The sequence below is a fragment of the Aliiroseovarius sp. Z3 genome (genome assembly GCF_029105185.1).
Taxonomy (GTDB): Bacteria; Pseudomonadota; Alphaproteobacteria; order Rhodobacterales; family Rhodobacteraceae; genus Aliiroseovarius.
On the sequence record NZ_JAFMZK010000003.1, the window covers coordinates 307,227 to 333,629 of the forward strand.

The 26,403-nt window shown below is 59.4% G+C and carries 27 protein-coding genes; 15 read left to right on the plus strand and 12 right to left on the minus strand.

Translation table 11 applies throughout. The features are described from left to right. Positions 1 to 92: 92 nt before the first annotated feature. Both J3R80_RS07160 and J3R80_RS07165 read left to right on the plus strand, forming a co-directional pair. On the plus strand, positions 93 to 848 hold the full coding sequence (locus J3R80_RS07160; RefSeq protein ID WP_275393077.1) for an SDR family oxidoreductase: 756 nt from the start codon (positions 93 to 95) through the stop codon (positions 846 to 848). After that, positions 845 to 1,477 (plus strand): enoyl-CoA hydratase/isomerase family protein, encoded by a 633-nt coding sequence (locus tag J3R80_RS07165; protein ID WP_275393078.1) that lies wholly within the window; start codon positions 845 to 847, stop codon positions 1,475 to 1,477. Before J3R80_RS07160 ends, J3R80_RS07165 begins: the two co-directional genes overlap by 4 nt. On the opposite strand, the gene J3R80_RS07170 is transcribed toward J3R80_RS07165, so the two are convergent. Further along, complete coding sequence (locus tag J3R80_RS07170) at positions 1,474 to 1,806, minus strand: HNH endonuclease (protein WP_275393079.1); 333 nt, start codon at positions 1,804 to 1,806, stop codon at positions 1,474 to 1,476. The two genes, J3R80_RS07165 and J3R80_RS07170, sit on opposite strands and share 4 nt — an antisense overlap. A gap of 45 nt (positions 1,807 to 1,851) precedes the next feature. Here J3R80_RS07170 and J3R80_RS07175 point away from each other — a divergent pair, with 45 nt between their 5' ends. After that, on the plus strand, positions 1,852 to 3,177 hold the full coding sequence (locus tag J3R80_RS07175) for a mechanosensitive ion channel domain-containing protein (protein WP_275393080.1): 1,326 nt from the start codon (positions 1,852 to 1,854) through the stop codon (positions 3,175 to 3,177). Continuing rightward, positions 3,174 to 4,370 (plus strand): TIGR03862 family flavoprotein, encoded by a 1,197-nt coding sequence (locus J3R80_RS07180; protein WP_275393081.1) that lies wholly within the window; start codon positions 3,174 to 3,176, stop codon positions 4,368 to 4,370. The genes J3R80_RS07175 and J3R80_RS07180 overlap by 4 nt, the downstream gene beginning before the upstream one ends. Here J3R80_RS07180 and J3R80_RS07185 read toward each other — a convergent pair. The 5 genes from J3R80_RS07185 to J3R80_RS07205 form a co-directional block, all read right to left on the minus strand. Continuing rightward, positions 4,346 to 4,936 carry a glutathione S-transferase family protein gene (locus tag J3R80_RS07185; protein ID WP_275393082.1) on the minus strand — a complete coding sequence of 197 codons (591 nt, stop codon included), beginning with the start codon at positions 4,934 to 4,936 and terminating at the stop codon, positions 4,346 to 4,348. The genes J3R80_RS07180 and J3R80_RS07185 overlap by 25 nt on opposite strands. Further along, positions 4,933 to 5,958, minus strand: a complete 1,026-nt coding sequence (gene holA, locus J3R80_RS07190; RefSeq protein ID WP_275393083.1) for a DNA polymerase III subunit delta — start codon at positions 5,956 to 5,958, stop codon at positions 4,933 to 4,935. Before holA ends, J3R80_RS07185 begins: the two co-directional genes overlap by 4 nt. Next, positions 5,955 to 6,452 (minus strand): LPS assembly lipoprotein LptE, encoded by a 498-nt coding sequence (gene lptE / locus J3R80_RS07195; RefSeq protein WP_275393084.1) that lies wholly within the window; start codon positions 6,450 to 6,452, stop codon positions 5,955 to 5,957. Before lptE ends, holA begins: the two co-directional genes overlap by 4 nt. Then, entirely contained in the window at positions 6,439 to 8,982 is a 2,544-nt protein-coding gene (leuS, locus tag J3R80_RS07200) for a leucine--tRNA ligase (RefSeq protein ID WP_275393085.1), read from the minus strand. Before leuS ends, lptE begins: the two co-directional genes overlap by 14 nt. A gap of 74 nt (positions 8,983 to 9,056) precedes the next feature. Beyond that, the gene (locus tag J3R80_RS07205; protein WP_275393086.1) at positions 9,057 to 9,551 is read right to left on the minus strand and encodes a DUF3576 domain-containing protein; all 495 of its coding nucleotides are present in this window, start codon (positions 9,549 to 9,551) and stop codon (positions 9,057 to 9,059) included. Between the two features lie 295 nt (positions 9,552 to 9,846). Between J3R80_RS07205 and J3R80_RS07210 the strand changes: the two genes are divergently transcribed. Further along, the gene (locus J3R80_RS07210; protein ID WP_275393087.1) at positions 9,847 to 10,704 is read left to right on the plus strand and encodes a porin; all 858 of its coding nucleotides are present in this window, start codon (positions 9,847 to 9,849) and stop codon (positions 10,702 to 10,704) included. Between the two features lie 95 nt (positions 10,705 to 10,799). Continuing rightward, entirely contained in the window at positions 10,800 to 11,453 is a 654-nt protein-coding gene (locus J3R80_RS07215; RefSeq protein WP_275393088.1) for a YggS family pyridoxal phosphate-dependent enzyme, read from the plus strand. Between the two features lie 58 nt (positions 11,454 to 11,511). Here the strand turns inward: J3R80_RS07215 and J3R80_RS07220 are convergent, their stop codons facing one another. Continuing rightward, a complete protein-coding gene (locus tag J3R80_RS07220; protein WP_275393265.1) occupies positions 11,512 to 12,000 on the minus strand; it encodes a L,D-transpeptidase family protein in 489 nt (162 codons plus the stop codon). 17 nt (positions 12,001 to 12,017) lie between these two features. After that, positions 12,018 to 13,097 (minus strand): GTP cyclohydrolase II, encoded by a 1,080-nt coding sequence (gene ribA, locus J3R80_RS07225; RefSeq protein ID WP_275393089.1) that lies wholly within the window; start codon positions 13,095 to 13,097, stop codon positions 12,018 to 12,020. Between the two features lie 154 nt (positions 13,098 to 13,251). Here ribA and J3R80_RS07230 point away from each other — a divergent pair, with 154 nt between their 5' ends. Then, positions 13,252 to 13,938 carry a response regulator transcription factor gene (locus J3R80_RS07230; protein WP_275393090.1) on the plus strand — a complete coding sequence of 229 codons (687 nt, stop codon included), beginning with the start codon at positions 13,252 to 13,254 and terminating at the stop codon, positions 13,936 to 13,938. Between the two features lie 119 nt (positions 13,939 to 14,057). Here J3R80_RS07230 and J3R80_RS07235 read toward each other — a convergent pair whose 3' ends face one another. The 3 genes from J3R80_RS07235 to soxR form a co-directional block, all read right to left on the minus strand. Further along, the gene (locus tag J3R80_RS07235; protein WP_275393091.1) at positions 14,058 to 14,963 is read right to left on the minus strand and encodes a hypothetical protein; all 906 of its coding nucleotides are present in this window, start codon (positions 14,961 to 14,963) and stop codon (positions 14,058 to 14,060) included. Positions 14,964 to 15,084: 121 nt separating this feature from the next. Next, entirely contained in the window at positions 15,085 to 15,795 is a 711-nt protein-coding gene (locus J3R80_RS07240; protein ID WP_275393092.1) for a VIT1/CCC1 transporter family protein, read from the minus strand. 81 nt (positions 15,796 to 15,876) lie between these two features. Next, positions 15,877 to 16,341, minus strand: coding sequence for a redox-sensitive transcriptional activator SoxR (gene soxR / locus J3R80_RS07245; RefSeq protein WP_275393093.1), 465 nt, complete (start codon positions 16,339 to 16,341; stop codon positions 15,877 to 15,879). Positions 16,342 to 16,424: 83 nt separating this feature from the next. Between soxR and J3R80_RS07250 the strand changes: the two genes are divergently transcribed. From J3R80_RS07250 to J3R80_RS07270, 5 genes are all read left to right on the plus strand, one after another. Next, positions 16,425 to 16,802, plus strand: coding sequence for a VOC family protein (locus J3R80_RS07250; RefSeq protein ID WP_275393094.1), 378 nt, complete (start codon positions 16,425 to 16,427; stop codon positions 16,800 to 16,802). A gap of 87 nt (positions 16,803 to 16,889) precedes the next feature. Further along, complete coding sequence (locus J3R80_RS07255) at positions 16,890 to 17,678, plus strand: exodeoxyribonuclease III (RefSeq protein ID WP_275393095.1); 789 nt, start codon at positions 16,890 to 16,892, stop codon at positions 17,676 to 17,678. A gap of 54 nt (positions 17,679 to 17,732) precedes the next feature. Continuing rightward, positions 17,733 to 18,635, plus strand: coding sequence for a thioredoxin (gene trxA / locus J3R80_RS07260; RefSeq protein ID WP_275393096.1), 903 nt, complete (start codon positions 17,733 to 17,735; stop codon positions 18,633 to 18,635). Positions 18,636 to 18,662: 27 nt separating this feature from the next. Further along, positions 18,663 to 19,307, plus strand: a complete 645-nt coding sequence (locus tag J3R80_RS07265; RefSeq protein WP_275393097.1) for an LON peptidase substrate-binding domain-containing protein — start codon at positions 18,663 to 18,665, stop codon at positions 19,305 to 19,307. Then, complete coding sequence (locus J3R80_RS07270) at positions 19,304 to 19,495, plus strand: Trm112 family protein (protein WP_275393098.1); 192 nt, start codon at positions 19,304 to 19,306, stop codon at positions 19,493 to 19,495. Before J3R80_RS07265 ends, J3R80_RS07270 begins: the two co-directional genes overlap by 4 nt. A 4-nt stretch (positions 19,496 to 19,499) precedes the next feature. Here J3R80_RS07270 and J3R80_RS07275 read toward each other — a convergent pair whose 3' ends face one another. Continuing rightward, positions 19,500 to 20,762 carry an FAD-dependent monooxygenase gene (locus tag J3R80_RS07275; RefSeq protein ID WP_275393099.1) on the minus strand — a complete coding sequence of 421 codons (1,263 nt, stop codon included), beginning with the start codon at positions 20,760 to 20,762 and terminating at the stop codon, positions 19,500 to 19,502. 48 nt (positions 20,763 to 20,810) lie between these two features. Here J3R80_RS07275 and J3R80_RS07280 point away from each other — a divergent pair, with 48 nt between their 5' ends. The 3 genes from J3R80_RS07280 (at position 20,811) to J3R80_RS07290 (ending at position 26,376) form a co-directional block, all read left to right on the plus strand. After that, on the plus strand, positions 20,811 to 22,139 hold the full coding sequence (locus J3R80_RS07280) for an amidase family protein (RefSeq protein WP_275393100.1): 1,329 nt from the start codon (positions 20,811 to 20,813) through the stop codon (positions 22,137 to 22,139). 130 nt (positions 22,140 to 22,269) lie between these two features. Continuing rightward, positions 22,270 to 23,454 carry an aminotransferase class I/II-fold pyridoxal phosphate-dependent enzyme gene (locus J3R80_RS07285; protein ID WP_275393101.1) on the plus strand — a complete coding sequence of 395 codons (1,185 nt, stop codon included), beginning with the start codon at positions 22,270 to 22,272 and terminating at the stop codon, positions 23,452 to 23,454. Positions 23,455 to 23,466: 12 nt separating this feature from the next. Next, the gene (locus J3R80_RS07290; protein WP_275393102.1) at positions 23,467 to 26,376 is read left to right on the plus strand and encodes a DNA translocase FtsK; all 2,910 of its coding nucleotides are present in this window, start codon (positions 23,467 to 23,469) and stop codon (positions 26,374 to 26,376) included. Positions 26,377 to 26,403 lie beyond the last annotated feature (27 nt).

Consider the following 26,403-nt stretch of genomic DNA (forward strand, 5'->3'; position numbering starts at 1 on the left):
CTGAGGTAACGTCAGGGACGCGCGGTCGCAAGATGTGACTCTGGCCTAAACCACTTTGCTGAGCTAGCACTTAGTGGACAGGAGGAGTGACGATGACAGACATGACCGGAAAAACCGTTTTGATCACCGGAGCCAGCCGCGGGATCGGCGAGGCCGCCGCCCATATCTTCGCCCAAGCCGGTGCCAATGTGGTGCTGACGGCGCGTGGGAAATCGCAGATTGACGCGATCGCCGCCGCAATCGGTGATCGCGCGCTTGCCGTGCCTTGCGACGTGTCGAAATGGGAGGACGTAAAGGCCGCCGTGGACGCAGCTGTCGAAAGGTTTGGAACGGTTGATGTCCTGATTAACAACGCCGGGGTGATCGAGCCGATAGGGCCGCTGATAGACTCTGATCCAGCCCAATGGGGCCATGTGATCGATGTCAACCTGAAGGGCGTTTACTATGGGGCGCGGGCCGTGATGCCGATCATGGCAGCGCAGGGTCGCGGATCGATTCTGACCATCAGTTCTGGTGCGGCGCATAACGCGCTGGAAGGGTGGGCGCATTACTGCGCGTCCAAAGCGGGCGTTCATATGCTGACCAAGGCGCTGCATAAGGAAGGCGCGGGCAAGGGCATTCGCGCCATCGGTCTGTCACCCGGCACCGTCGCCACCCAGATGCAGCGCGAGATCAAAGGGTCCGGTATCAACGCGGTCGCGCAGCTTTCATGGTCTGATCACATCCCGCCTGAATGGGTCGCCCGCGCGTTGTTGTGGATGTGCACGGATGATGCAGACGCTTTCCTTGGCGAAGAAATCTCGCTTCGGGATGAAGGTATTCGCGAGCGTGCGCAGGTGCGCGGATGATCGACGTCGACAAACAGGACGGCGTCTGGGTTGTGACCCTAAACCGCCCGGACAAGGCCAATTCGCTGACGAAGGCGATGCTGGAAGATCTGGCGCAGATCGCCATGGATGCGGCAGGAGAGGCACGGGTTCTGATCCTGACCGGCAAGGGCAAGGTGTTCTCGGCTGGGGCTGATCTGGACGAAGCCCGCGCCGGTCTGGCGGTGGATGGTGTTTGGGAACGATTGTCCAACGCGGTCTCGGCCGCACCTTGCCTGACCATTGCCGCCCTGAACGGAACACTGGCGGGCGGTGCGTTTGGGATGGCTCTGGCCTGTGATATCCGCATCGCTGTTCCTGAGGCATCGTTCTTCTATCCCGTGATGAAACTTGGTTTCCTGCCGCAACCGTCTGACCCGCGTCGCATGGTCGGATTGATCGGCCCGGCCCGCGCCAAGATCATTCTGATGTCGGGTCAAAAAGTGAAAGCCGATGAAGCATTGCAATGGGGTCTGGTGGACCGTTTGGCGTCCCGTGACACATTGATGGAGGCTGCTTTGGAACTTGCAGAGGCCGCACGCGTGCAGAAGGCTGAACATGTTGCCCAAATGAAGCGGATGATCCCGGAAACAGGCTCTGATACGCCCTAATGTCGTCCCCGGCGACGACGCGCGCCTTTCGTCACTGCATAAAAGTCAGGCGGGCGCTTGCCCACCCATGTGATGAACCGTGCCAGCGCTGGATGGGATCGCAGTGATGCAACCGTATTGAAGCTGTGGGCGAGCTCGGCCTCGCTCAGCTCAAGGTGAATCTGGTTGTGGCAAATCTGATGCAACAGCACAGTCTGCCCGCCTTTGCCACCCCGAAGTTTCGGCACAAGATGATGTCGACTTTGCGCCACGTCAGGCGGAATTGGCCGGCCGCATAGCGCGCAGATCGGCATAGAATCCTTGCCCTTTGAAGCCAGATCGCTATCCATGCCGGATAGTTTTGCAAACCTACCCGTTTTGGCAAGAGGACACGCATGGAGAACCGCCCGGAATTTCTGGATCAGGCCATCGGCTATTTCAACCAGGCGTGGGAGCTGGCCGCAGAGTGGCTTCTTTCCCCGGCTGCGTGGTCTCAGTTCGGCTTACTGGTGGTGGCCTATCTTGCGGCGCATCTGGTTGCGCGAAAATTTACCCCTGTCATTGCACATGTGCTGACACCCGCTGGCGGCCAACGGACGCCACTGGCGAAGGCGCGTTTGTTCCTGCTGATGTTCCTGCCGCTGGCCATGCCGCTGCTGGCGTGGGCCTTTACCGGGATTGGCGAACAGGTCACACGTTCGCTTTTTGGGTCTGGTGCCGTGATCGCATTGGGCAAACGGATATTCCTGTTCCTTGCCGTACGGGCCTTCGTAAAGCAGATTTTGAAGGATCCGTTCCTCAAGCTGCTGGGCCGGTATGTGTTGATCCCGGTCGCGGCCTTGTATGTGCTGGGTCTGCTTGAGCCCGTCACGACGAAGTTGGAAGAAACCGTGGTGCCGTTGGGCAATATGAGCTTCTCGCTTCTGTTTGCCGTGAAGTTTGTCGTGATCAGCGGCACAATCTTCTGGCTGGGCCGGTGGTCGAACGATCAGACACGGCAGGTCATCAAGAAACAGAAGGAAATGCGCCCGGCCACGCGTGAACTGGCCGCCAAGGCTGCCGAGATCGCCATTTTCGGTGTCGCCTTCCTGGTTCTCATGAACATCATGGGCATCAACCTGACCTCGCTTGCGGTTCTGGGGGGTGCCATTGGCGTGGGGCTGGGCTTTGGCTTGCAGCAGATCGCGTCGAACTTCATCTCGGGTGTTATCCTGCTTCTTGAAGGGCAGGCGACGGTTGGCGATTATGTCGAGCTGGACGGGGGCGAGGCGGGCACGATCGTCAAGATGACCGCCCGCGCCGCCATATTAGAGACATATGATGGCCGCTGGATCGTCGTCCCGAACGAGCATTTCATCACAACCCGTGTGGTAAATTACTCGGATGCTGGCAGCGCCAACCGATACGAGGCACCGTTCTCGGTCAGTTACGATTCTGATATTGAGGCGATCCCGTCCCTGATCGAAAAGGCCGTGGCCGAGCTTGATTTTGTTCTGACCGGAACCGAGGAATACGAACCGGATTGTGAGCTGCGCGCCTTTGGTGACAGCGGTGTCGACTTCGCGGTGGAGTTCTGGGTGAACGGCATTGATGACGGGCGCAACAAGTTTACGCCGCGCGTGATGATGCAGGTCTGGAAAACGCTGAAAGCCAACAATATCGAAATTCCATATCCGCATCGTGTGGTCGAGATGAAAGCCCCCGCTCAGGACACCGCGTGACGCAGGCGCTGGTGATCGGTGCCGGACCTGCTGGCTTGATGGCAGCAAGTGAACTGGCGCAGGCCGGGCTGGCCGTAACCATCGCCGAGGCAAAACCATCACCCGCGCGGAAATTCCTGATGGCGGGCAAGTCCGGGTTGAACCTGACAAAGGCCGAACCGCTGGACCAGTTTTTGGATCAGATTCAGGGGCCGGAACAACTTCGCGAGATTGTTGCCAGCTTTGGACCTGATGCCGTTCAGAATTGGGCGCGTGGATTGGGGCAAGAGGTCTTCACCGGATCGTCTGGCCGCGTTTTTCCCAAGGCGATGAAGGCGTCCCCGTTGTTGCGCGCGCTGCTGGCCGGGCTGGACCGGTTGGGTGTTCAGATGCGGCGGGGCTGGCAGTGGACCGCCATCGACGGGCGCAACATGGTGTTCGCAACCCCCAAGGGCAACCAGGTGCTTCGCCCGGATGTGACCGTTCTGGCGCTGGGCGGGGGAAGCTGGGCGCGCTTGGGATCTGATGGAAAATGGGTCTCTATCCTTGCCGAAAATGGCGTTTACTGCGCGCCATTCAAGCCGTCGAACATGGGATTTGTGGTGGCGTGGTCCAGCCACATGCAACGCCATTTCGGGGCACCGGTCAAATCCGTGCGGCTGCACGCTGGTAATGTGTCGGTGAACGGTGAGTTCGTTGTCTCCTCTCAAGGGATTGAGGGATCGGCAATCTATGCCGTCAGTCAGGAGATGCGGGACGGGGCGCTGTTGACCATAGACCTGATCCCTGACCGAAGCGAAGCGGATGTCGCGGCCAGATTGGCAAAACTGCGCGGTAAAACCAGCCTGACAAACCATCTGCGTAAAACCCTGAAGCTGAACCCAACCAAGATCGCCTTGTTGCAGGAGTTTGCCCGGCCCTTGCCCGCGGACCCGAACGCGCTGGCGAAGGTGATCAAGGCTTTGCCGATCCATCATCAAGGGCCGCGCCCGATCGACGAGGCGATTTCAACGGCAGGCGGCTTACCTTTCGATGCGTTGGATGCGGGATTGATGATCAAGGAATTGCCCGGCGTCTTTGCCGCAGGCGAGATGTTGGACTGGGATGCGCCAACCGGGGGCTATCTTTTGACAACCTGTCTGGCAACGGGGCGGCACGCTGGGCGCGCGGCGGCAAGATGGGCGCAGAGTCAGGTGGCCGACGCCCGCAAATAGGCGGGTCGGCTGCGCAATGGTTTGGCATAGGCGCGGAAGTCGCCGTTTTCCAAAGGGAAGCCCGCAGCAATGGCCCAGCTTCCGCAATGGGTGGCCAGAATATCGGGAACAGTCATCTTATCACCCATCAGAAACGGCGCATCGCCCTTGCGGCGCATAAGCTCGTCGACAGCGCGCGCAAACTCCCATTTCAGGCTCTGTTTCACCTCAGGAACGCGTTTGTCTGAGGGCAGGACAAAGGTATGGCGCGCTGCTGTCCACAAGGTTGCGTCCATTTCATCCAGTATGAAATGGGTGAATCCATCTTGCCGGGCGCGGTCCAACGTGCCGGCGGGATAAGTTAGCCCGCTGTGCTTGTCGGCAAGGTAGTGCATGATGGCGGTGCTGTCGGTCAGGACGGCGTCCCCATCCAGCAAAACGGGCACCTTTCCAGCGGGGTTGAACTGTCGCAGCGCGTCGGATTGCGGGGCGTGGGTCAGGCGGTCATAGCTTTGCCCCAGCTCTTCCAGCATCCATAACACGCGGAAGGTGCGCGTGGTGGTCGGCCCGATCACGGTATAGCTCATCTGCGTCCCCCTAGCATCGCCAGCCGAATCAACGTGCGTTCCATCAGTGCCATCACCGGTGCCTTCTGGGCTGACCGCAATGTCAGGTCGGTTTCGACCAGAATCTCCAACGCCTGCTCCAAACGCCGGATGCCCCATTGCTGGGCTTGCCGCACCATGCGGTCACGGCTTTTGAAATGCACGGGCGGGCGCAGCCGGTTGATACCCTGGGCTGGTCCGGCCGGATCGGCACAAGCGGCATGAAGCGCGCGGAAATGGCGAGTGGTGTTGATGCACAACCCCACCGGATCGACGCCCTGCGCCTGAAGACGCGCCAAAACAGGCCCTATTTCACCCGAACGCCCCTCGGCCGTGGCATGCAACAATTCGTCCATGCCCGCCTCGGTCGACGTGGGCGCGACCGCCTGCACATCATCCGGGGTGACGGGCGTTGGGTCGCCCAGCTTGTAAAGCCCCAGCTTTTCAACGGTTTGCCGAAAATCCCCCGGATCAAGGTCGCGTGACAGCCCGGTCAAATCGGCCATCGCCTCGGTTGAAATGTCCGACACCCCGGCGCGTTTAAGGTCGGCGTCGATCTCGTCTCGTGTCGGTGGATCATCATAAATTCCGACCGCATACGCGTTCGGGTGCGTTTCAAAGAGCTGTCGAAGCGCACCGCGTGGTTTCAGATTGCCCGCGGTAACAACAAGCTGTGCATCACCATCCTGCCAATCTTCAAGCGCGGCAGTGATGACGCCAGCTGCCGTATCGGTCGCGTCCTCGACAAAGGCGACGCGGGGGCCGGGGAAGAACCCTTGCGACTTAATCGCATCTGACAGCATCGCAGGATCTTTGCGCAAATCGCCTGCTGCGATCCGGGTCAGGCGCATTTCTTCCTCGCCCTGCGGGCCGATCAGGTTGGCAATCAGCTCTTGCCGTTTGAGTGCGACGCGCATCGCGTCCGTGCCGAAGATCAATACGCCGGTGCGGCTGGGATCGGGCTTGGCAAAATATTTTGTGGCGTCGCGCGTCGCGAGCTTCATGTGCCCCAACCTGCGAATGTCGCGGCGAATCGCGTGACCATCATGTCGGCCAGCGACACCATCAACCGCCGATTTGCGTCCCGTTCGACCGATGCGGTCGACACGGTGGATCCCTCGGTGGAATACGAGGTGAAATTTGACAAGCTGCCGCTTTCCACCACATCGCCCGTTGCCACCGACGTCACGGAAAACTCTACCGCGCCAAGGATTTGCGTGCGCGTGATCTCTTGCCTTGGGGTCACGCCGACATCTTCGGACCGTGTTGTGATGGTATAGCTCAACTCATACGGGGCCGACAGGTTGCGACCCAGCCGTTCTTCCAGGCGCTTCACCAGTTCATAGCTATTGGCGTCAGATGGTGCGGCCACGGTGACGGCACCGCGCAGGCCATCTGCCGACCCGCCCGGCGCATAGACCGGAGAGAACCCGCAGGCCGACAGCGCCGCCACAGCGACCAGTGAGGTCAGAAAAAATCGGCGATCAGACCACGACATTCACGATGCGCCCCGGAACCACGATGACTTTCTTGGGCGACTTGCCATCAAGCGCCCTGACGACAGCATCCTCGGCCAGCGCGCGTTTTTCAACCTCGGCCTTATCCATATCTTTCGGCACGCTGATTTCCGCACGGCGTTTGCCGTTGATTTGGATCGGCAGGGTCACGGTATCCTCGACCATCATGGCGTCATCCGCTTGCGGCCATGGGGCCTGTGCGATCAACCCCACGCCACCCAGCATCGACCAGACCTCTTCTGACAGGTGGGGGGTCATGGGCGACATCAGCTGTGCCATGGTGCGCATGGCCTGCTTTTGCGCCTTGCCGCCCGCTTTCGATTTCGAAATGGTGTTCTGGAAGGCGTAAAGCTTGGCGATCGCAGCATTGAAGCCGAAACTTTCAATGCCCATCGTCACATCGTGAATGGCCTTGTGCATGGCGCGCAAAAGGTCGATGTCGTCGCCTTCCGCATCGTCCATCGCGGCAATCTTCACCGCGGTTGCGTGGACACGGGCCAGGTGCTTGGCGGCGGCTTCCGCACCCGAGGCGGTCCATTCTACGTCGCGTTCGGGCGGCGAATCGCTCAGCACGAACCAACGGGCGGTGTCAGCACCGAAGGACGAGATAATCTGCGCCGGATCGACCACGTTTTTCTTCGACTTTGACATCTTGGCCGAAGGGATGACCTCGACCTCGGTGCCACAAGCGCCAAGGCGCGCGCCGTTCTCGGTCCATTCGATGTCTTCCGGCAGGTGATAGACCGGTCGGTCGTTTTCATCCCGCGTGACATAGATTTCATGCGTGACCATGCCCTGCGTGAACAGCGCGTTGAACGGCTCAATCGCCTTGTCGGGCAGGTGACCGCAGATATTCATCGCGCGGGCGAAGAACCGGGAATAGAGCAGATGCAAGATCGCATGTTCGATCCCGCCGATATACTGGTCGACATTCATCCAATAGCTCGCGTCGTCCATGTCCGTTGGCGTTTCGGCGTTCGGGGACGTAAAGCGCGCAAAATACCATGACGAATCGACGAACGTGTCCATCGTGTCGGTTTCACGTTTCGCGGGCTTGCCGCAGGACGGGCAGGCGCAGTCACGCCATGTCGGGTGGCGGTCCAGCGGGTTGCCGGGCACGTCAAACGTGACGTCTTCGGGCAGTTTGACCGGCAAATTCTCTTTCTTTTCAGGCACAACGCCACAATCTGGGCAATGCACGACGGGAATCGGGCAGCCCCAATAGCGCTGGCGGCTCAGGCCCCAGTCGCGCAGGCGGAATTTCTCGACGCCCGTGCCCCAGCCTGCTTCTTCGGCAAACTTGACGGTGGCGTCGATGGCTTCCTCGCCCGTGGCCTCGTCCGGACCGGCGAAGTGGTTGACCCATTTCACCTTTTCGGTTTTCGGCGGCACGAAGGCGTCGTTTTCGACGGGCTTCGGATCGTCCAGAGACAGGAAGGTGTCCACAACCGGCAGATCGTACTTGCGGCAGAAGTCCAAGTCGCGCTGGTCATGGGCCGGACAGGCGAAAATCGCGCCGGTGCCGTAGTCCATCAGAATGAAGTTGGCGATCCAGACCGGCAGCTCCCATTCTGGGTTCAGCGGGTGTCTGACGCGGATGCCGGTGTCATAGCCCAGCTTCTCGGCGGTCTCGATGGCTTCCTCGGTGGAGCCACCCTTGCGCATTTCGGCCAGTTTGGCGGCAACGTCAGGATTTTCGGCCTCCAGCGCCTTGGAAATCGGGTGGTCGGGCGAGATGCCGACGAACGACGCGCCCATCAGCGTGTCAGGGCGCGTCGTATAGACCTCGATCCCGCCGCCATCGGTGCGTTCAAAGCTGAATTGCAGACCTTGGCTGCGGCCAATCCAGTTGGCCTGCATGGTGCGCACCTTTTCGGGCCAGTTATCCAGACCGTCCAGCGCATCCAGCAGTTCGCCCGAATAATCCGAGATCTTGAAGAACCATTGCGTCAGCTCGCGCCGCTCAACGGGCGCGCCCGAGCGCCAGCCGCAACCGTCAATCACCTGCTCGTTGGCCAGAACCGTCATGTCGACCGGATCCCAGTTCACCGTGGCGTTCTTGCGGTAAACCAGCCCTTTTTCCATGAAGTCGATGAACATGGATTGTTGCTGGCCGTAATATTCCGGGTCGCAGGTGGCAAACTCGCGCGACCAATCAATAGACAAGCCCAAGGGCTTCATCTGGCCCTTCATGGTCTTGATGTTGTCATAGGTCCACGTGCCGGGGTGGCCGCCCTGCGCCATTGCCGCGTTTTCGGCGGGCATCCCGAAGGCATCCCAGCCCATTGGGTGCAACACGCTGAAACCGCAGGATGATTTGTAACGCGAGATCACGTCGCCCATCGTGTAGTTGCGCACGTGACCCATATGGATGCGGCCCGACGGATAGGGGAACATCTCGAGCACATAATATTTCGGCTTCGATTCATCGCGTGTGGCGGTGAAGATTCCGGCCTTGTCCCAGGCTTCCTGCCATTTTGGTTCGATATCGGCGGCTGTGTATCGCGACATGTGGCTTGGTCCTTGATGTAGAAACGCCGGGCAACTGGCCCGGCGCTTGTCTTATTCCTATGGTCGATCCGGGTCTAGAGGTTGCCGTCACGAATGCGTAGCTGACGCGCGCGCGTCAGGATCGCGTCCTCGACCTTGCGCACGGCTTCGGCGCTTGCGGGGCCTGACCGTGTATAGAGTGCAACCGACAATGACCGCGCATCCAGCGCAGGGTCACGCACGTAAACGGTGGCTTTATAAGCGGTTCCGCCCCCGGGTGGGCGGCCGAAGCCAAAGACGATGATGCCCGAGAACGGATCCGCGGCCTGAACCGGCATGAAGCTAAGAACATCCAGTGAAGCATTCCAGATATACCGGTTGACTTCGACCGTGGTGTTCGGGTCGTCCACATTTGTGAACAAATCCCAGATCGTTTCACGCCGCTCTTCTGCTTTTGGCGTGTGCTGGGCGGTATTGCCTTGTTTCTGGCCACCGCCGAATCCCAAGGAACCGCTGCCGCCGCCACAGGCCGACAGCCCCAGCACACCAATCAATGAAATCCCGAATGCGACAGACCTGAAGATGCGCATAAAAAAGCCCCGTTTCCTCAATTTCCTCTTGTTAGTATATAAGGCCATACAGGCGGGCAAGCGTTTTCCCAAAAGCAGCTTTTGCAGGCCAAGACGCTGGAAAAGAGCGGGATTACAGCGATCCCGGAAATGCGGCCTTGGAAACTGTGGCATAGAAGCACCAATTCCGGCCACAATCCGAATTCTGGTTTCGCATTTCTTGCAAACCCCGGCGGAAAGGTAGATTGAACCACCATACTCAATTCGGATTTCCCTGAATTGAGGTGCACTATTGAAACACATGAGGGAAAACGAAATGAAAAAGATTCTTCTCGCATCGTCCGCACTGGTTGCTTCGGCTGGCTTTGCCGCCGCTGAAATCAGCTTCTCGGGCGAAGCCGGTATCGGCTTTAAATACATGGACGTTGCTGTTGGTGACGACTGGACGCTGGACCACTACCTGACCGTGTCTGTTGCTCTGACCGGTGAAACCGATGGCGGCCTGGGCTTCGGCGCAGAAGTTGACATCACGTCGAACGCCGCTGGCGGCGCAGTCGACGGTTCGTCGGCTTACATCGAAGGCGGCTTCGGCAAGTTCTCGGTCGGTGACGTAGGCTCGGCTGTTGACGCAACCCTGGGTCTGTCGGACATCGGTTACGGCGGCATCGGCACCGACAACACTGCTGAAACTCTGGTTGACGCCGGTGACTCGGGCAACATGATGTACAAAGGCACCTTCGGTGACTTCGGGATCGCAATCTCGCACGACTTCAACGGCACCGACAACACCTCGATTGCAGCCACCTATGCAATGGGTGATTTCAACCTTGGTCTGGGTTACGACGATTTTGGCGCAGGCGCAGCGGCTCCTTATGCCAACACAAGCAGCTTCCACGTGAAAGCCGGTGCCGACATCGCCGACTTCTCGGTCAACGCTCTGTACTCGCGCAACGACGATGCTGACGTGACCTCCTACGGTATCCACGCTGCCTACACCATGGGCGCAGTTGTTGTAAGCGGTGCTTACTCGGAAGTTGACATTGCTGGTGTTTCGGCTGACGCATACGGCCTGGGCGTTGCATACGACCTGGGTGGCGGCGCAACCTTCAAAGCCGGTGTTGGCGAAGTTGGTGGCGTGACCAAAGCCGACCTCGGCATCATCATGCTGTTCTAATCCTAACGGATTATTACTTAGGGAAGAGCGGGCCTTGTGCCCGCTCTTTTCTTTTGGGACACCTGTGTTTGTAAGTTCCAACTACAGGGTGCCCCATGCCACTTCTCGACATTCAGGACCGTATTGCCAAAGAAGAGGCCCGCGTTGGCCGCTCGCCCGGTTCAACCAAACTGATCGCTGTTTCCAAGGTTCAACCTTTGGAGCGCGTTGTGGCTGTTCTGGAACAAGGGCATCGCGTCTTTGGTGAAAACAAGGTGCAGGAGGCCGCGGGTAAGTGGCCCGATCTGAAAGAACGTTTTGACAATGTCGAGCTGCACCTGATTGGCCCGCTTCAATCCAACAAGACCCGTCAGGCGATGGCATTGTTCGATGTGATCCACTCGGTCGACCGGATCAAACTGGCCCGCGCTATCGCCCGTATTGCCGAAGAAGAAGGCCATTGTCCGCAATTGTTCATTCAGGTGAACACGGGTGAGGAGCCGCAGAAAGCGGGCATTCTGCCCCGCGATCTGGATGGTTTTGTCAGCGAATGTCGTGATCTGGGTCTGCCAGTTATCGGCCTGATGTGCATACCGCCTGTGGAAGAAGAGCCAACCCTGCATTTCGCCCTTTTGGCAAAGATGGCCAAACGTAATGGGTTAGAGAAATTGTCGATGGGTATGAGCAGTGATTTCGAGCGCGCGATCGCGCAAGGTGCGACTCATGTGCGCGTCGGATCTGCGATTTTTGGTGAACGGGACTACGGTTAGGGGCGTTGCCCCTCGCGGCATAGCCGCTCACCCCAGGATATTTCAGACAAGAAAAAGCCTAGCGGACGATAATGCGGCTGTGGGCTGTCCAATGGGACAGGACCCAACGCAGGTCATCAGGGGCAAAGGCCAGACAACCGGCGGTCGGGTGCCGCGGTTTACGCCATTGGTGAATGAAGATCGCCGATCCTTTGCCCGGTTGAGCGTTGGGCCAGTTCCAATCGCTGATCAACACCACGTCATAAAGCCGAGCGGTCATGCGCAGTCTTTCGTGGCTGAACGGATAGTCGTGGGCGGTGACGCCGTGGTTATAGGCTGGGTCAATCGGGTCATCGGACCAGATGTCGCGCAAACCAATCGGATGCAGGGTAAGATTTGTTTCGGGATGAGCGATCCTGTCGGCACGGTAGAAACCGCCAACGATCCGCCACACCCCACGCGGGGTTGCCATGTCACCTTCGCGTTTGTTGTCTGTCATGCCTCCACGTCCAATGGAAACCGGAAGGCGTCGGCCCATGAAGCGCGCACCCCAGCGGGTGACGACCATGTCTGCCTGTCGCGGGATCACAGAAGATGCCCGGATTTGCTGGCTTTGGTGGCGAGATAGGCCTGGTTGTGCGCGCCTTTCCCAGCCTTCAACGGCACCCGTTCCGCGACTTGAATGCCCACCTCATCCATCATTGCGACTTTGCGCGGGTTGTTGGTCATCAGGCGGACCGATGAAAACCCCAATGATTTCAGGATCATCGCACCGATGCGGAAATCGCGCTCGTCGTCTTCGAAGCCCAGGCGATGGTTGGCTTCCACCGTGTCAAATCCCTGATCCTGCAAGGAATAAGCGCGCATCTTGTTGGCCAGCCCGATGCCGCGCCCTTCCTGATTCAGATAGAGCAACACGCCGTGTCCTTCTTGCCCAATCCGCGCCAACGCTGTGTGAAGTTGCGGACCGCAGTCGCATTTCAGACTGCCCAGAACATCGCCTGTGAAGCAGGCCGAATGGAGCCGCGCGAGCACCGGCATATCTCGTGGTGGGCGCCCGATCTCCACTGCGTAGTGTTCCTCGCTGCCATCATCCGGGCGGAATATGTGAAGGCGACCGGCCTCGCTGACGGACAGAGGCAGGCGGGCATGGATAACAGGCGCAAGGGACAGGGTATCGACCATTTCCTGATTCAGCGGGACGACGGTCAGGTTCTCGACAGAAGCGATTTCCGGTGTGTTAGAGATGTCAATCACGAGCGTTGCAGGCAACAGGCGCGCGGATTTGCACAAGGCGATGGATTGCGCCTCAAGGCCTTCGTCACCGCTGCGAAGCGTGTGAAACGGTCCCTTCATCGGGTGGGCCAGATCATCAGCAGGGTCGGCGACCGAGGCGATCCAATCGGTGCCGGCATCGCGGGGCAGCTTGATCCGGGCCACGCGGTCGGAATAAGCGCGCGCCTTCAACGTCTCGGCACGCCGGGGGGTGATGGCCACAACAGGGTCGCCCACGGCGCGTATTTCGTTCAGCCGCCCCGATGACAGTGTTTCAGCCGCCGCAACCAGCACAGCGCGACCATCATGCGTCAAGACCACAGGTACCCCCATGCGCAGATCAGCACGGGCGCGGGCCAGAAGTTCGGTCGGATTGGGGGCAAGCGTCATTGGCATCCTTTCTCGTCCCATACCTAGGACGAACTGTCACGATATGAAACATTTACCGGTGAAATGACACGAGGCCGTGAGCCGTCTGTTGCAATTCTTGCCAATCGCGTGAGGGGGCAACATCTGTGTTATCAGCAAGACAGAGGAGGGCGACATGTCCACGCTGAAAAAGATACTGCTGGTTGATGATGACGAGGATCTGCGCGACGCGCTGGCCGAGCAACTTCTGATGACCGAGGATTTCGATGTATTCGAAGCTGGCAACGGGGCCGAGGCACTGACCAAGTCGAAAGAGGCGATCTATGACCTTGTGATCCTTGACGTGGGCCTGCCCGACACCGACGGGCGCGAGCTGTGCCGCGTGATGCGCAAGCAGGGCGTAAAATGCCCGATCCTGATGCTGACCGGTCACGACACCGATGCCGACACCATTCTGGGTCTGGATGCCGGCGCCAATGACTATGTGTCGAAACCCTTCAAGTTCCCGGTGCTTCTGGCCCGGATCCGCGCCCAGCTGCGTCAGCATGAACAAAGCGAAGACGCGGTGTTCCAGCTTGGGCCGTATACGTTCAAGCCGTCGATGAAGATGCTGATCACCGAGGATGACCGCAAGGTCCGCCTGACCGAGAAAGAGACGAATATTCTGAAGTTCCTCTATCGCTCGAACGACGGTGTGGTGGCGCGCGACGTGCTGCTGCACGAGGTCTGGGGCTATAACGCCGGGGTCACAACCCACACGTTAGAGACACATATCTATCGACTGCGCCAGAAGATCGAACCCGATCCGTCCAACGCACGACTTCTGGTGACGGAAAGCGGCGGGTATCGGTTGAACGCTTAAGGTTTTCCCTGGTGTCCGGGGCGTGCGATTTGCGGGATGCCGCGATTTGCACAGGGGCACATTCCTCCCTGATGGACTGGCCGGGTCGCAAGACCCGGCTTTTTTGGTACTAGCATATCTCATAGATTTGTGGCCCCTATTGACCAATCCGCAATTTCCCGATCCAGTGCTTGCCACCGCTCCTCAAGTGAGCTGATCTCATCTGTTGGTATCATAGGCTGATCAAGACCCTCGAATTGATTACCAATATAGGTGGCCAATCCGGCGCCTCCTTCGTTTGCAAACCAAAGCCCCACAAATCCAGTAACTTCTTTTATTTGTTTCAAGGTCTCACGCGCTTCAACAAGGTTGAAGTCCTCAAGCGTCTTGCCGATACGGCTTTCTCTGTTGCCAGCATGGGCGATATGGCTGCTGGTATACTCCGAAATTCTATCAAGCTTTGAAAGCCGACTTTCGATTCTATCGAAAATATCCGAGTCAATTCGGTCTTCGGGAGTGCGGGCATTCTGCGATACTCCACTTAGAGCATCGAAGTAATTGTGCGCCGCTTGGCTTTTTGTGATTTCATTCGATCCCCAAACAGGTCCACCTTTAGCTCTCATTTCCGATAGGTGTTGTTGCTCAAGTGGCCTGATATCGTACTGTGCATTGTGCACACTCTCAACATAAACTTTTCGATTAAGCCATGTCTGGCAACACTTTACGTCTTTTACTACCGAACGAATTGAATACACGCCTTTGGGACCTGCCAGCGAAGATTTATCCAACAAACGTCGAGTTCCCAGTAAGAGGTTCGACCAATATCCTTCCGCTATCAAATCAAAGAACATTTGATTAAGAGCTGGCTCACGCCCCTCTTCTGCAACCGCGCGACGCACGATCTCAGCCGACGTTTGGAAAGCTGCGAAATTCCATAACAGGTCTTGAACCGTTCTGTGAATTCCGGTCTCGTGGTCAGTAAATGCAATCTGCCACGTCTTAATTCGTTCGAGTTGTTCGGTTCGGGATATCACGAGAGCATCCAACCCTGTATGATTTGCAATTGGATTTGTTGCATAATTTATCTTTAGCTATTCCAGTGAAGGGTTGTAGAACGCGCCTCTCGCGCCTCCTGTATACAAGAACCCCTAGTCGGAACAGTTTTGCTCAAACATTAAACAACGTCCCCACCCCATAGGCCAGGCCTGCCGCCGCCCCGCCGATCAGCAGGGTTTCAACCGCCGACCGCCACCATGGGCTGAGGGACCAGTGGCTTTTCAGGGCGCCGATGGAAAAGAAGCTGGCCATGGTCATCCAGGCGGAAATGGTGAAGGCGTTATCGAGTTTCAGGATAAAAGGCAGCAGGGGGACCATGCCCGCGATAAGGAAGGCCAGAAAGGTCGTAGTGGCCGATCGCAGTGGGTTAGGGTCTATTCCGCCCAATCCGTATTCGCCTTCCATCATCATCGCAATCCAGTTTTCCTTGTCCTTGGTGATCGCATCTGTGGCCTCGTCCAGAATGCGGTCGGACAAGCCTTTCTGAGACAGGATTTCCCGAACCTCGCGCCATTCCCCTTCGGGATAGCGTTCGATATGGCGTTCTTCGATCTTGCGGATGCGCTGGAAATTGTCCTGTTCCGCCTTGGTGCCGGAATAGGCGGCGGCGGCCATGGAGAACCCGTCGGCCAGCACGTTTGCCAGCCCAAGGATGACGACGATGAAAGGCGACAACCCGGCCCCCGCCACACCCGCCACGATGGCAAAGGTGGTGACGGAACCGTCGATGGCCCCATAGACCGCATCGCGCAACACGCCTTTGCCCGGCGGGGCGCCAATGCGGGCGGCAATCTCTTGCTGGCTGTGACCGTGATCGGACATGGCTGGCCTCCTTAGGGGTTAGCTTGCGATGGGACGGATCCGGCTGCCTTAAGGCAGATCAAGGCGAGATCGGGTCTGTTTTCACCCTTCTGGCCGGACAGCCTCGTCCCCCAGCAGGTATCGCGGGCCGGTGCCCTTGTTGCTGGCCACGTCATCGGGGTTGTAAAGCGCACAGCGGTCAAGCGACAGGCAACCGCAGCCGATGCAGCCGTCCAGCTTGTCGCGCAGGCGGGTCAGTGCCTCGATCTGTTCGTCAAGCTCGGCGCGGAAGTCTTGCGAAATTAAGCGCCAGTCTTTGGCCGTTGGGGTGCGGTTCTGGGGCAGACGCCCCAGCACCTCGCGGATGCGATCCAGCGTGAAGCCGAATTTCTGCGCGATCATCACGAAGCTGAGCCTGCGGATGTCCGAGCGTAGAAACCGCCGTTGCCCGCCCGCGTTGCGCTCGGGCGCGACCAGACCTTGGGTCTCGTAGTACCGGATCGCAGATACGGCCAGCCCGGTGCGGTTGGCCAGTGTGCCGATGGAAATTTCGTTTCTGCGCTGCATGTGCAATCTCCGAAAAAAAGCTTGAGCTAAAGTTAGCTTTAGGAATTATCAACCGAGTCGCAACGAAGATCAAGGAGGCCAAAATGGCAAATCTGGAACATGTGAATGTGACCGTAAGCGACCCGAAAGCAACCGCTGCATGGCTGGGGGCTGTGTTTGGATGGACGACCCGTTGGGAAGGCGATGCGATGTCGGGCGGCTATACCGCTCACGTAGGTGATAAGGACAGCTATGTGGCTCTATACACGCCCAACATGGCGATAAGTGACCCACAGCATTCCTATACCACGCGGGCAGGGCTCAACCATGTTGGGGTCGTTGTGGACGATATTGACGCGGTCGAGGCGCGCGCGAAGGCCGCTGGTTTCAAGCCGCACAACCACGGAAACTATGAACCGGGGCGGCGGTTCTATTTCGACGACCATGATGGTGTTGAATGGGAAGTTGTGTCCTACGACTAAGGAATTGGGGCGAGGTCAAACTCGCCCCTGTTCACTTTTTGATCCATCCTTTATGGTCACGCCAAACGCGCGTTACCGGAGGATAGAATGAGCTTCACCCTTGCCACATGGAACATCAACTCGGTCCGTTTGCGCGAACCGATTGTGCAGAAATTGCTGGCCGATGAAGCGCCGGATGTGCTGTGCCTTCAGGAATGCAAAAGCCCGGTTGATAAGATCCCGATGGAAGGCTTTGCCGCCCTCGGATACACCCATATGGTGGCACGTGGGCAGAAAGGCTATAACGGCGTCGCCATCCTGTCGCGGCTGCCGATGAAAGAGGTGGTCAGCTTCGATTTCGCCGGCCTGGATCATGCCCGCCATATCGCGGGGCAGTTGGACAACGGCGTCACGATCCACAACTTCTATGTTCCTGCGGGTGGCGACGTGCCGGACCGCGAGGTGAACGAGAAATTTGGCCAGAAGCTCGATTACCTCACCGATATGCGCGACCATTTCGGACGCGAGAAGCCGCAGAAGTCGATCCTTGTGGGCGATTTGAACATCGCCCCGCGCGAAGATGATGTCTGGTCGCATAAACAACTTCTGAAAGTTGTCAGCCACACCCCGGTTGAGGTTGAAGCCTTGGCGCAGGTGCAGGATGCCGCAAACTGGGTCGACATCACGCGGCAGGATATCCCCGAGGGGCAGCTTTACAGCTGGTGGTCCTATCGTGCGAAGGATTGGAGCGCCGCCGACAAAGGACGCCGGCTGGATCATGTCTGGGCCACGCCTGACATCTCAAACGCGGGTCATGGCTCGCGTGTGATGCGCGAAGCCCGCGGCTGGGAAAAGCCGTCGGATCACGCGCCGGTCTTTGCGACTTTCGACCTTTAAAACCGGTGGGGCAGGGGGCATATAAGCCTCAAGGAATTTGAAGGAGCTTGAGCAATGGAACTCGAACTGGGCGGCGCACCGGCTGCAGCTGATCTGATCAAGGATGTTGGCGAAGCAACCTTCATGCAGGATGTGGTCGAAGCTTCGCAGGACGTGCCTGTCATCGTCGACTTCTGGGCGCCGTGGTGCGGCCCCTGCAAGACGCTTGGCCCCGCATTGGAAGCCGTCGTGACCGAGGCGGGCGGCAAAGTGCGTATGGCCAAGGTGAATGTGGACGAGAACCAGATGATTGCCGGACAGATGCGCGTGCAATCAATCCCGACCGTCTATGCTTTCTTTCAGGGCCAGCCTGTGGACGGGTTCCAGGGTGCAGTGCCGCCCAGCGAGATCAAGGAATTCGTCAACCGCGTCGCGGCCCTTGGCGGTGATGGTGGTCTGGCAGATGCGATTGCCGCTGCGGACGAAATGCTGGAAGCAGGCGAGGTTCAGGACGCCGCCCAGACCTATGCCGCGATCCTTGAAGAAGACCCGAACGCGGCCGCGGCCTATGCCGGTCTGGCCCGCACGCATCTGGCCGTTGGCAATGCCGATGATGCCGAGGCGACCCTGAATGGCGCCCCCGCCGAGATCTCGGAAGCACCGGAAATCGAGGCTGTGCGTGCCCAGATCGAACTTGCGCGTCAGGCTGAAAGCGCCGGTCCTTTGGCCGAGCTGCGTGCCGCGGTTGACGCCAATCCCGACGATCACCAGTCGCGGTTTGATCTGGCAGTTGCGATGAACGCAGGTGGTGATGTGCAAGGTGCGGTGGACGAGCTTTTGGAGCTTTTCCGCAGGGATAGAGACTGGAATGACGCCGCCGCCAAGCAGCAGCTCTTTACCATTTTCGATGCATTGGACGCCAAGGATCCGGTCGCTTTGACGGGTCGTCGCAAGCTGTCGTCGATGATCTTTGTGTGATCGGGCAAGGCGCGCTACAGTGATCCTATGATCTCTGCCGCTGACCTGCCAGATTTTCTGCCGCTTTTCCCGTTGCCGGGTGCGCTGCTGTTGCCGCGCGGGCGGCTGCCCTTGCATGTGTTCGAACCGCGTTACCTTGCGATGTTCGATGATGCGCTCAAGACACCCGAGCGGTTGATCGGGATGATTCAGCCCATGGGCGACAGTGATCAGGATCCGGCCCGGTTGCACGCCATCGGGTGTGCCGGGCGTATCACCTCGTTCACGGAAACCGAGGACGGGCGCTATATGATCACACTGACCGGCATTTCGCGCTTTCGACTTGGCGCGATGCAAGAGGGGTTCACACCCTACCTACGCACCGAGGCGGATTGGCGCGGTTTTGATCGCGACCTGGGTCAACCCGAGCATGATCCCGGTTTGGATCGGGATGCGTTTTTCAAGCTACTTGAGCGCTATTTCGAGCTGGAAGAGTTGCAGACCGATTGGGACAGCCTGCAAACCGCCGAGGACGAGTTGATGATCAACGCCTTGTCGATGTTGTGTCCGTTTGATCCCGAAGATAAGCAGGCATTGCTTGAGGCACCGTCCCTGAGCACCCGCCGCGAGACATTGGTCACGCTGATGGAATTTACCCTGCGCAAAGGCGTGGGTGAGGAGAAAGTGCAATGACCGAGGCACCTGCACCAGAATTTGACCGCCGCATGATCGAGGCGTTGGTCTGTCCCGTTACCCAGACGGTGTTGAGCTATGACGCCGAGAAACAAGAGCTTGTATCGAAAGCGGCGCGTCTGGCGTTTCCGATCCGGGGTGGTATTCCGGTGATGTTGGTCGACGAGGCCCGCAACATCGAAGACTGAAGCCTTAGATCTGACGTCCCTGCAATAAACGCGGCAGATCTCCGGTCAGGCCCGTGGCTTCGCGAATGAACCCACGGCGCAGGCCCGGCATCGCATTCACAACGCCCAACCCCAGATCGCGCACCGTTCGAAGGATGGGGTTATCGTTTGAAAACAGACGGTTGGTGGCTTCCGTCGCAGCAACCATCTGGGCCACATCAAAGCGGCGCCATTGTTGATAGCGTTCCAGTACATCCAATCGCCCGATGTCTTCACCGCGACGGCGGGCATGGGTCAGCACCTCGGCCAGTGCGGCCACATCCTTCAGCCCGGCGTTCAGCCCTTGCCCTGCAATCGGGTGCAGCCCGTGGGCCGCATCGCCGACCAGTGCCAGACGGTCTGCAAAAAAGGCATTCGCAACCGTCAGGTTCAGGGGATAGGTAAACCGCTTGCCCGCAAGGCTGATCTGACCAAGGAACGACCCGAAACGCGGGCGCAGTTCTTCCAGATATCCTTCGTCATCCAGCGCATGAATGCGGGCGGCCTCCGCATGGGTTTCTGTCCAGACGATCGAACTTTGATTGCCGGGCAGCGGTAATATGGCCAGTGGGCCCGAGGGCATGAAGAACTGATGTGCCGCCCCGTTATGTGGCAACGCGTGATCAATTGCGCAAACCAGCGATGTTTGTCCGTAGTCATGCCCAAAGCGTCCAATACCCGCGCGCTCTGCGGTGCCGGATTTGCGTCCATCGCACCCCACAACGACCCGGCCCGTCAAACGCTTGCCGGACGCAAGTTCCAAAACCACCGAAGCCGGTCCGACCGTTTGGTCAACCACCGTGTCCTGATCCAACAGGGTCACTTTCGGATGCGCCTCGACCGCGTCCAGAAGGGCGCGGGACAGATACCGGTCTTCGACCATGTAGCCCATCGGGCCTTCATCTATTTCGGCGTGATCGAACTCCAGCACGAACGGGCCAGGGCCTTCGCCGGGGCGCCCGTCCGAGATGCGGATATCCAGAAGCGGTTGGGCGTTGGGCGCAACCGCAGGCCAGACACCGATGGCAGATAAAAGCCGTTGTGACGCCAGCGCGAGTGCATATCCACGCCCGTCAAAATCATCACCACCACGCGCACCCCTGGGCAACGCGTCGACAATGGTGACGGTAAAGCCGGTATCGGCCAATGCAAGCGCCAGGGCCGGGCCGTTCAACCCGCCACCAACGATCAGAATATCGGCATCAAATTCCATATCGCCTTTCTGAACCCGTTGACGGGGATTGTCCATGTGCTCAACCGCCGCTACCGTCACCATTGTGCGGGACTGGAGGGTCTGATGAGCGAACAGTGGTTGACCATGAGCATGGGCGATCTGGGGCGGGGGATTGGTGCCGGTGACATAGACCCTGTCGCCCTGACCGAAACCTATTTGGGTGCGATCAAGGCGCATAAGTTTCAGGATCGCATCTATGCCCGGCTGACCGAGTCCCGTGCGTTAAGCGAAGCGACGGCCGCGTCAAAGCGGGCCGCAACCGGGCATCGTCTGGGGCTGCTTGACGGTGTTCCGATCAGTTGGAAAGACCTTTTTGATACGGCTGGCGTCGCGACCGAAGCGGGCTCGGCGCTGCTGAAAGACCGGGTGCCGGATCGCGATGCCGAGGTTTTGCGAAATGCCACAGCGCAGGGGCTTGTTTGTCTTGGCAAAACGCACATGAGCGAACTTGCCTTCTCGGGCCTTGGATTGAACCCTGTGACGGCGACCAGCCCGTGCCTGAACGACTATGATGCGGTGTCCGGCGGGTCCAGTTCGGGCGCGGCGACGTCGGTGGCCTTCGGTCTGGCGGCTGGGGCGGTCGGGTCCGACACGGGCGGTTCGGTGCGTATTCCGGCAGCCTGGAATGACCTTGTTGGGTTGAAAACCACCGCTGGCCGCGTGTCATCCAAGGGGGTTGTGCCCTTGGCGGCAAAGTTCGACACGGTTGGACCACTGTGCCGCACGGTGGAAGACGCCGCCCTGATGCTGGCCGTGCTTGAGGGGCAAAGCGCCGCGGACTTGCGAGGTGCCAGCCTGAAAGGCATTCGTCTGTTGGTTCTGGAAAACGGTCTGGAAGGCGCGCGTGGTGAACCATCTGCCGGGTTTGAAAGCGCCATTGGACGCCTGATGGACGGAGGGGCCGTGGTCCGTCGCGCCCATTCCGCCATTGTGGACGAGGCGTTGGCCATGTCCGGCGTGTTGTTCACGACCGAAGCTTACGCCACATGGCAAGACGAGATCGAAGCGCGCCCTGACCTGATGTTTACCGAAGTGCTTGAGCGGTTCCGCGCGGGTGCCCAGTTCTCTGGCGTCGAATATGTTCGGGCCTGGCAGCGATTGGATCAGATCCGCGAAGAGTATCACGCCGCGATTGCCGGTTATGACGCCGTGGTAATGCCAACGTCGCCCATTATGCCGCCGATTGTTGAGCGTTTGCTGGCGGATCATGACTACTATGTCGAAGAAAACCTGTGGGCACTGCGCAACACCCGCATCGGCAATCTGATGGGGTCGTGTGGCCTGAGCCTGCCGACAGGCCTGCCGTCCACCGGGATCATGCTGCTGGGCGCGCCGATGGCCGAGGCACGATTGTTGCGCCTTGGGGCGGCTGCCGAGGCCGTGTTGGCCTAAAAGCCACAGCCGCATGTCACAACCAACGAAAATCGCGGCGTTTTTCTGGACCCGCTGCGGATTGCGGGCTATCCTTGGATCAAACGGGGCGAAATGATCCCGAAATCTGAGGCAGTATAGTGACGTTCCAATGACGTTTCCCGAGCGGTATTCCAGCTTGCCCGAATATGCATTTCCGCGCCTGCGGAGCCTTCTTGACGCCCATAAACCGGGCGGCGAGGTCATGCATATGACCATTGGCGAGCCGAAGCACCCATTCCCGGAATGGGTGCCGCAGGTTATTGCCGAACACGCGGAAGGGTTTGGGAATTACCCGCCCAATGACGGTTCACCGGAATTATTGGCGGCGATCACGGATTGGCTGTCGCGCCGCTATGGCGTGCAGATGGATCCAGCCACGCAGGTCATGGCGCTGAATGGCACCCGCGAAGGGCTGTTCAACGCGCTGCTGGCCCTGTGCCCGGAGCAGACATCGCGTGGCGAGCGGCCGGTCGTGCTGATCCCGAACCCGTTTTACCAAGTCTATGCCGTGGCTGCGATGACAGTTGGGGCCGAGCCGGTTTTCCTTCCGACAACCGCCGAAACAGGCTTCCTGCCGGATTATTCAACGCTGACGCCCGATATTCTGAACCGGACCGAAGTTGCGTATATCTGTTCGCCGACCAACCCGCAGGGGGCAGTGGCGGATCGCGATTATTGGGCGAACCTGATCGCATTGGCCGAGAAATACGATTTCCAGATCTTCGCCGACGAATGTTATTCCGAGATTTATCGCGACACGCCGCCCCCCGGTGCGCTTGAGGTCGCCCGCGAAGGCGGTGCCCACCCGGAACGCGTGGTCGTGTTTCATTCGCTGTCGAAACGATCGAACCTGCCGGGTTTGCGGTCGGGCTTTGTCGCGGGCGGGCCGGAAAGCCTGCACCGCGTGCGCCAGCTGCGTGCCTTTGCGGGGGCGCCTTTGCCGCTGCCGCTGCAACGCGTGGCCGAGCGGGCCTGGGCGGACGAGGCGCATGCGGCCGAAAACCGCGCGCTGTATCAGGAAAAATACGCATTGGCAGATGATATTTTCGCAGGCATCGACGGCTATCAGGGGCCAGCGGCGGGGTTCTTCCTGTGGCTGCCTGTCGATGATGGAGAAGTCGCGGCAATGAAACTGTGGACCGAGACCGGCGTGCGGGTGCTGCCCGGCGCGTATCTGTCGCGGGACGTGAACAATCAAAACCCCGGCAAGGGGTATATCCGGGTCGCCATGGTGGCCCCAAAACAAGAAATGCAGCGCGGGTTGGAACAGATCCGCGACTGTCTCTTTAAGTAAGGACGTGGTGGTATGGCGTATCAGGCAAAACAACGGGATCCCATCTTTGACAGCAACACACAGGCTGTCCTGGAGCGACGCGGGAAAGAGCTTCTGGGGCTGGGGCTGATTGCCCTTGGCGTCGTTGTGGCGCTGATCCTTGGCAGCTATTCGCCCGAAGACCCCGGTTGGATGTCGGCCACCGATACGCCCGCCCAGAACGCGCTGGGCCGAATTGGGGCCTTCATCGCCTCGCCGCTCGCGGTGATTTCCGGGCTGGGGGCGTGGTCTCTGTCGCTGATCCTTGCCGTGTGGGGGCTGCGCCTGACCTTTCATATCGGACAGGATCGCGTTTTTGGACGGATGATATTTGCCCCAATCGCCGTGGCGCTGTGCTCCATCTATGCCTCCACGCTGGTGCCGAGTGCAGGCTGGACCCACTCGTTCGGGCTGGGCGGTCTGTTTGGTGACACCGTGTTGGGGGCTTTGCTGGCGGGACTGCCGGTGGGTGCCGGGCTGGGCCTGAAAGTGATGTCCGTCGTGTCGGCCATCGCGGCCTTGCTTGCGGTGTTGTTCGTGGCCGGTGTCGACCGGTTCGAAATGCAGCGCTTTGGCCATTTCCTGATGGTCGGCATCGTGATGAGCTATGCCGGTGCTGTATCGCTTCTGGGCAAGGGCGCGAAAGGTGCCGCGCAAGGCGCAGCGGCGACAGCCCGCCAGATGCAGGCACGACAAGCCGCCCGTAAAGAAGAACGCCTTGCCGAAGCGCGGGCCGATGACGTCTATGACGAAGAATTCGCCGCGCCGCCGCCCCTTCGCGCCGCCCGCGTGATGCGACCCGAGCCGTCGTTGCATGGTTCCCCCGATCATCAGGACGTTGTGATCGAAGACGCGGCGCCTGCCCCGGCCAAGCCCGGCCTGTTGAATGCGCTGTTCCGCCGCAACGCGGAGCCCGAACCGGAACTGGTTGAACACCCCACCTTCGACGGCGACATTCCAGAGGGTTTGGGGGGCGAGGACCGCATCCGCGCCAAGATCGCATCGGCCCTGAAAAACCGGGCGCATCAGCCATCTTTGGGCGATCCCACACGGGCGGAACCTCCGCTGGCGCGTGCTGTTGCCCGCCACCGTCGCAGCCCTGATCCCATGATCCTGAATACGGCGCCACCGGTGGACCCTTCGCTGGTTCAGGCCGAGGTTGAAATGGTGGCCGCGCCTGAATTGGTTGAAGACGACGATATGGTTGTCGAAGACCTGATGGCACCTGATGCCACCCCGGTCGAGCCGCGCGTTTATACACCGGCACATGCCGGGCTTTCGCAGCCTGCCAAGAAGGTTGTGCAGCATCCAGCGCCGAAACCCGTGCGGCCGTCGGCCCGCGCACAGGCCGAGGCGCAGCCGTCCCTAAGCTTCGAAGAAACACATCCGGGTTACGAGCTTCCACCTTTGAACCTGTTGACGAACCCGAACACGATCGAGCGTCATCACCTGTCAGACGAAGCGCTGGAAGAGAATGCGCGGATGCTGGAAACGGTGTTGGATGACTATGGCGTCAAGGGCGAGATCGTATCGGTGCGCCCCGGCCCTGTTGTCACGATGTACGAGTTGGAACCGGCACCGGGTCTGAAGGCCAGCCGCGTGATTGGCCTGGCCGATGACATCGCGCGTTCAATGGCGGCGCTTTCGGCGCGTGTGTCCACAGTGCCGGGTCGGTCGGTGATCGGGATCGAACTGCCGAATGAAAAGCGTGAAATGGTGTCGTTCCGCGAAATCCTGTCGACCCGTGATTTCGGCGATGGCAATCATGGTCTGCCGCTGGCGCTGGGCAAAGATATCGGCGGTGATCCCATCGTCGCGAACCTTGCCAAGATGCCTCACCTCTTGATCGCGGGGACCACCGGGTCGGGTAAATCGGTTGCGATCAACACGATGATCCTGTCGCTTCTGTATCGCCTGACCCCGGAAGAATGTCGGATGATCATGATTGATCCGAAGATGCTGGAACTCAGCGTTTATGACGGCATCCCGCATCTTCTGTCCCCCGTTGTGACCGATCCGAAGAAGGCCGTTGTTGCCCTGAAATGGGTCGTGGGCGAGATGGAGGATCGTTACCGCAAGATGTCCAAGATGGGCGTGCGGAACATCGAGGGTTACAACGGTCGTGTGGCGGACACGCTGGCCAAAGGCGAGATGTTTGAACGCACGGTGCAGACCGGGTTTGACGATGACACCGGCGAGCCGATCTTCGAGACCGAGGAATTTGCCCCCGAAAAACTGCCCTATATCGTGGTGGTCGTGGACGAGATGGCCGACCTGATGATGGTGGCTGGCAAGGAGATCGAGGCTTGCATTCAACGTCTGGCACAGATGGCGCGGGCGTCGGGCATTCACCTGATCATGGCCACGCAGCGCCCGTCGGTTGATGTGATCACCGGCACGATCAAGGCGAACTTCCCGACCCGTATCAGTTTCCAGGTGACATCGAAAATCGACAGCCGCACCATTTTGGGTGAACAGGGGGCCGAGCAGCTTCTGGGCATGGGCGACATGCTTTATATGGCGGGCGGGTCTAAGATCACCCGCGTGCACGGCCCGTTCGTGTCGGACGAAGAGGTCGAGGAGATCGTCACCTATCTGAAAGGATTTGGTGCCCCGGAATATGTGGGTGGCGTGGTCGAAGGCCCGGCGGATGACAAAGCGGACAATATCGACGCCGTGCTGGGCCTGAACACAGGCGGCAACACAACGGGCGAGGATGCGCAATACGATCAGGCTGTGGCGATCGTGATCAAGGATCGCAAATGCTCGACCTCGTATATCCAGCGTAAGCTGGGTATCGGCTATAACAAGGCCGCGCGCCTGGTCGAACAGATGGAAGACGAAGGGCTTGTGTCCGCGTCCAACCATGTGGGCAAGCGCGAGATCCTGATCCCCGAACAATAAGACCCGGCGCATCCGCACGGGCGGGTG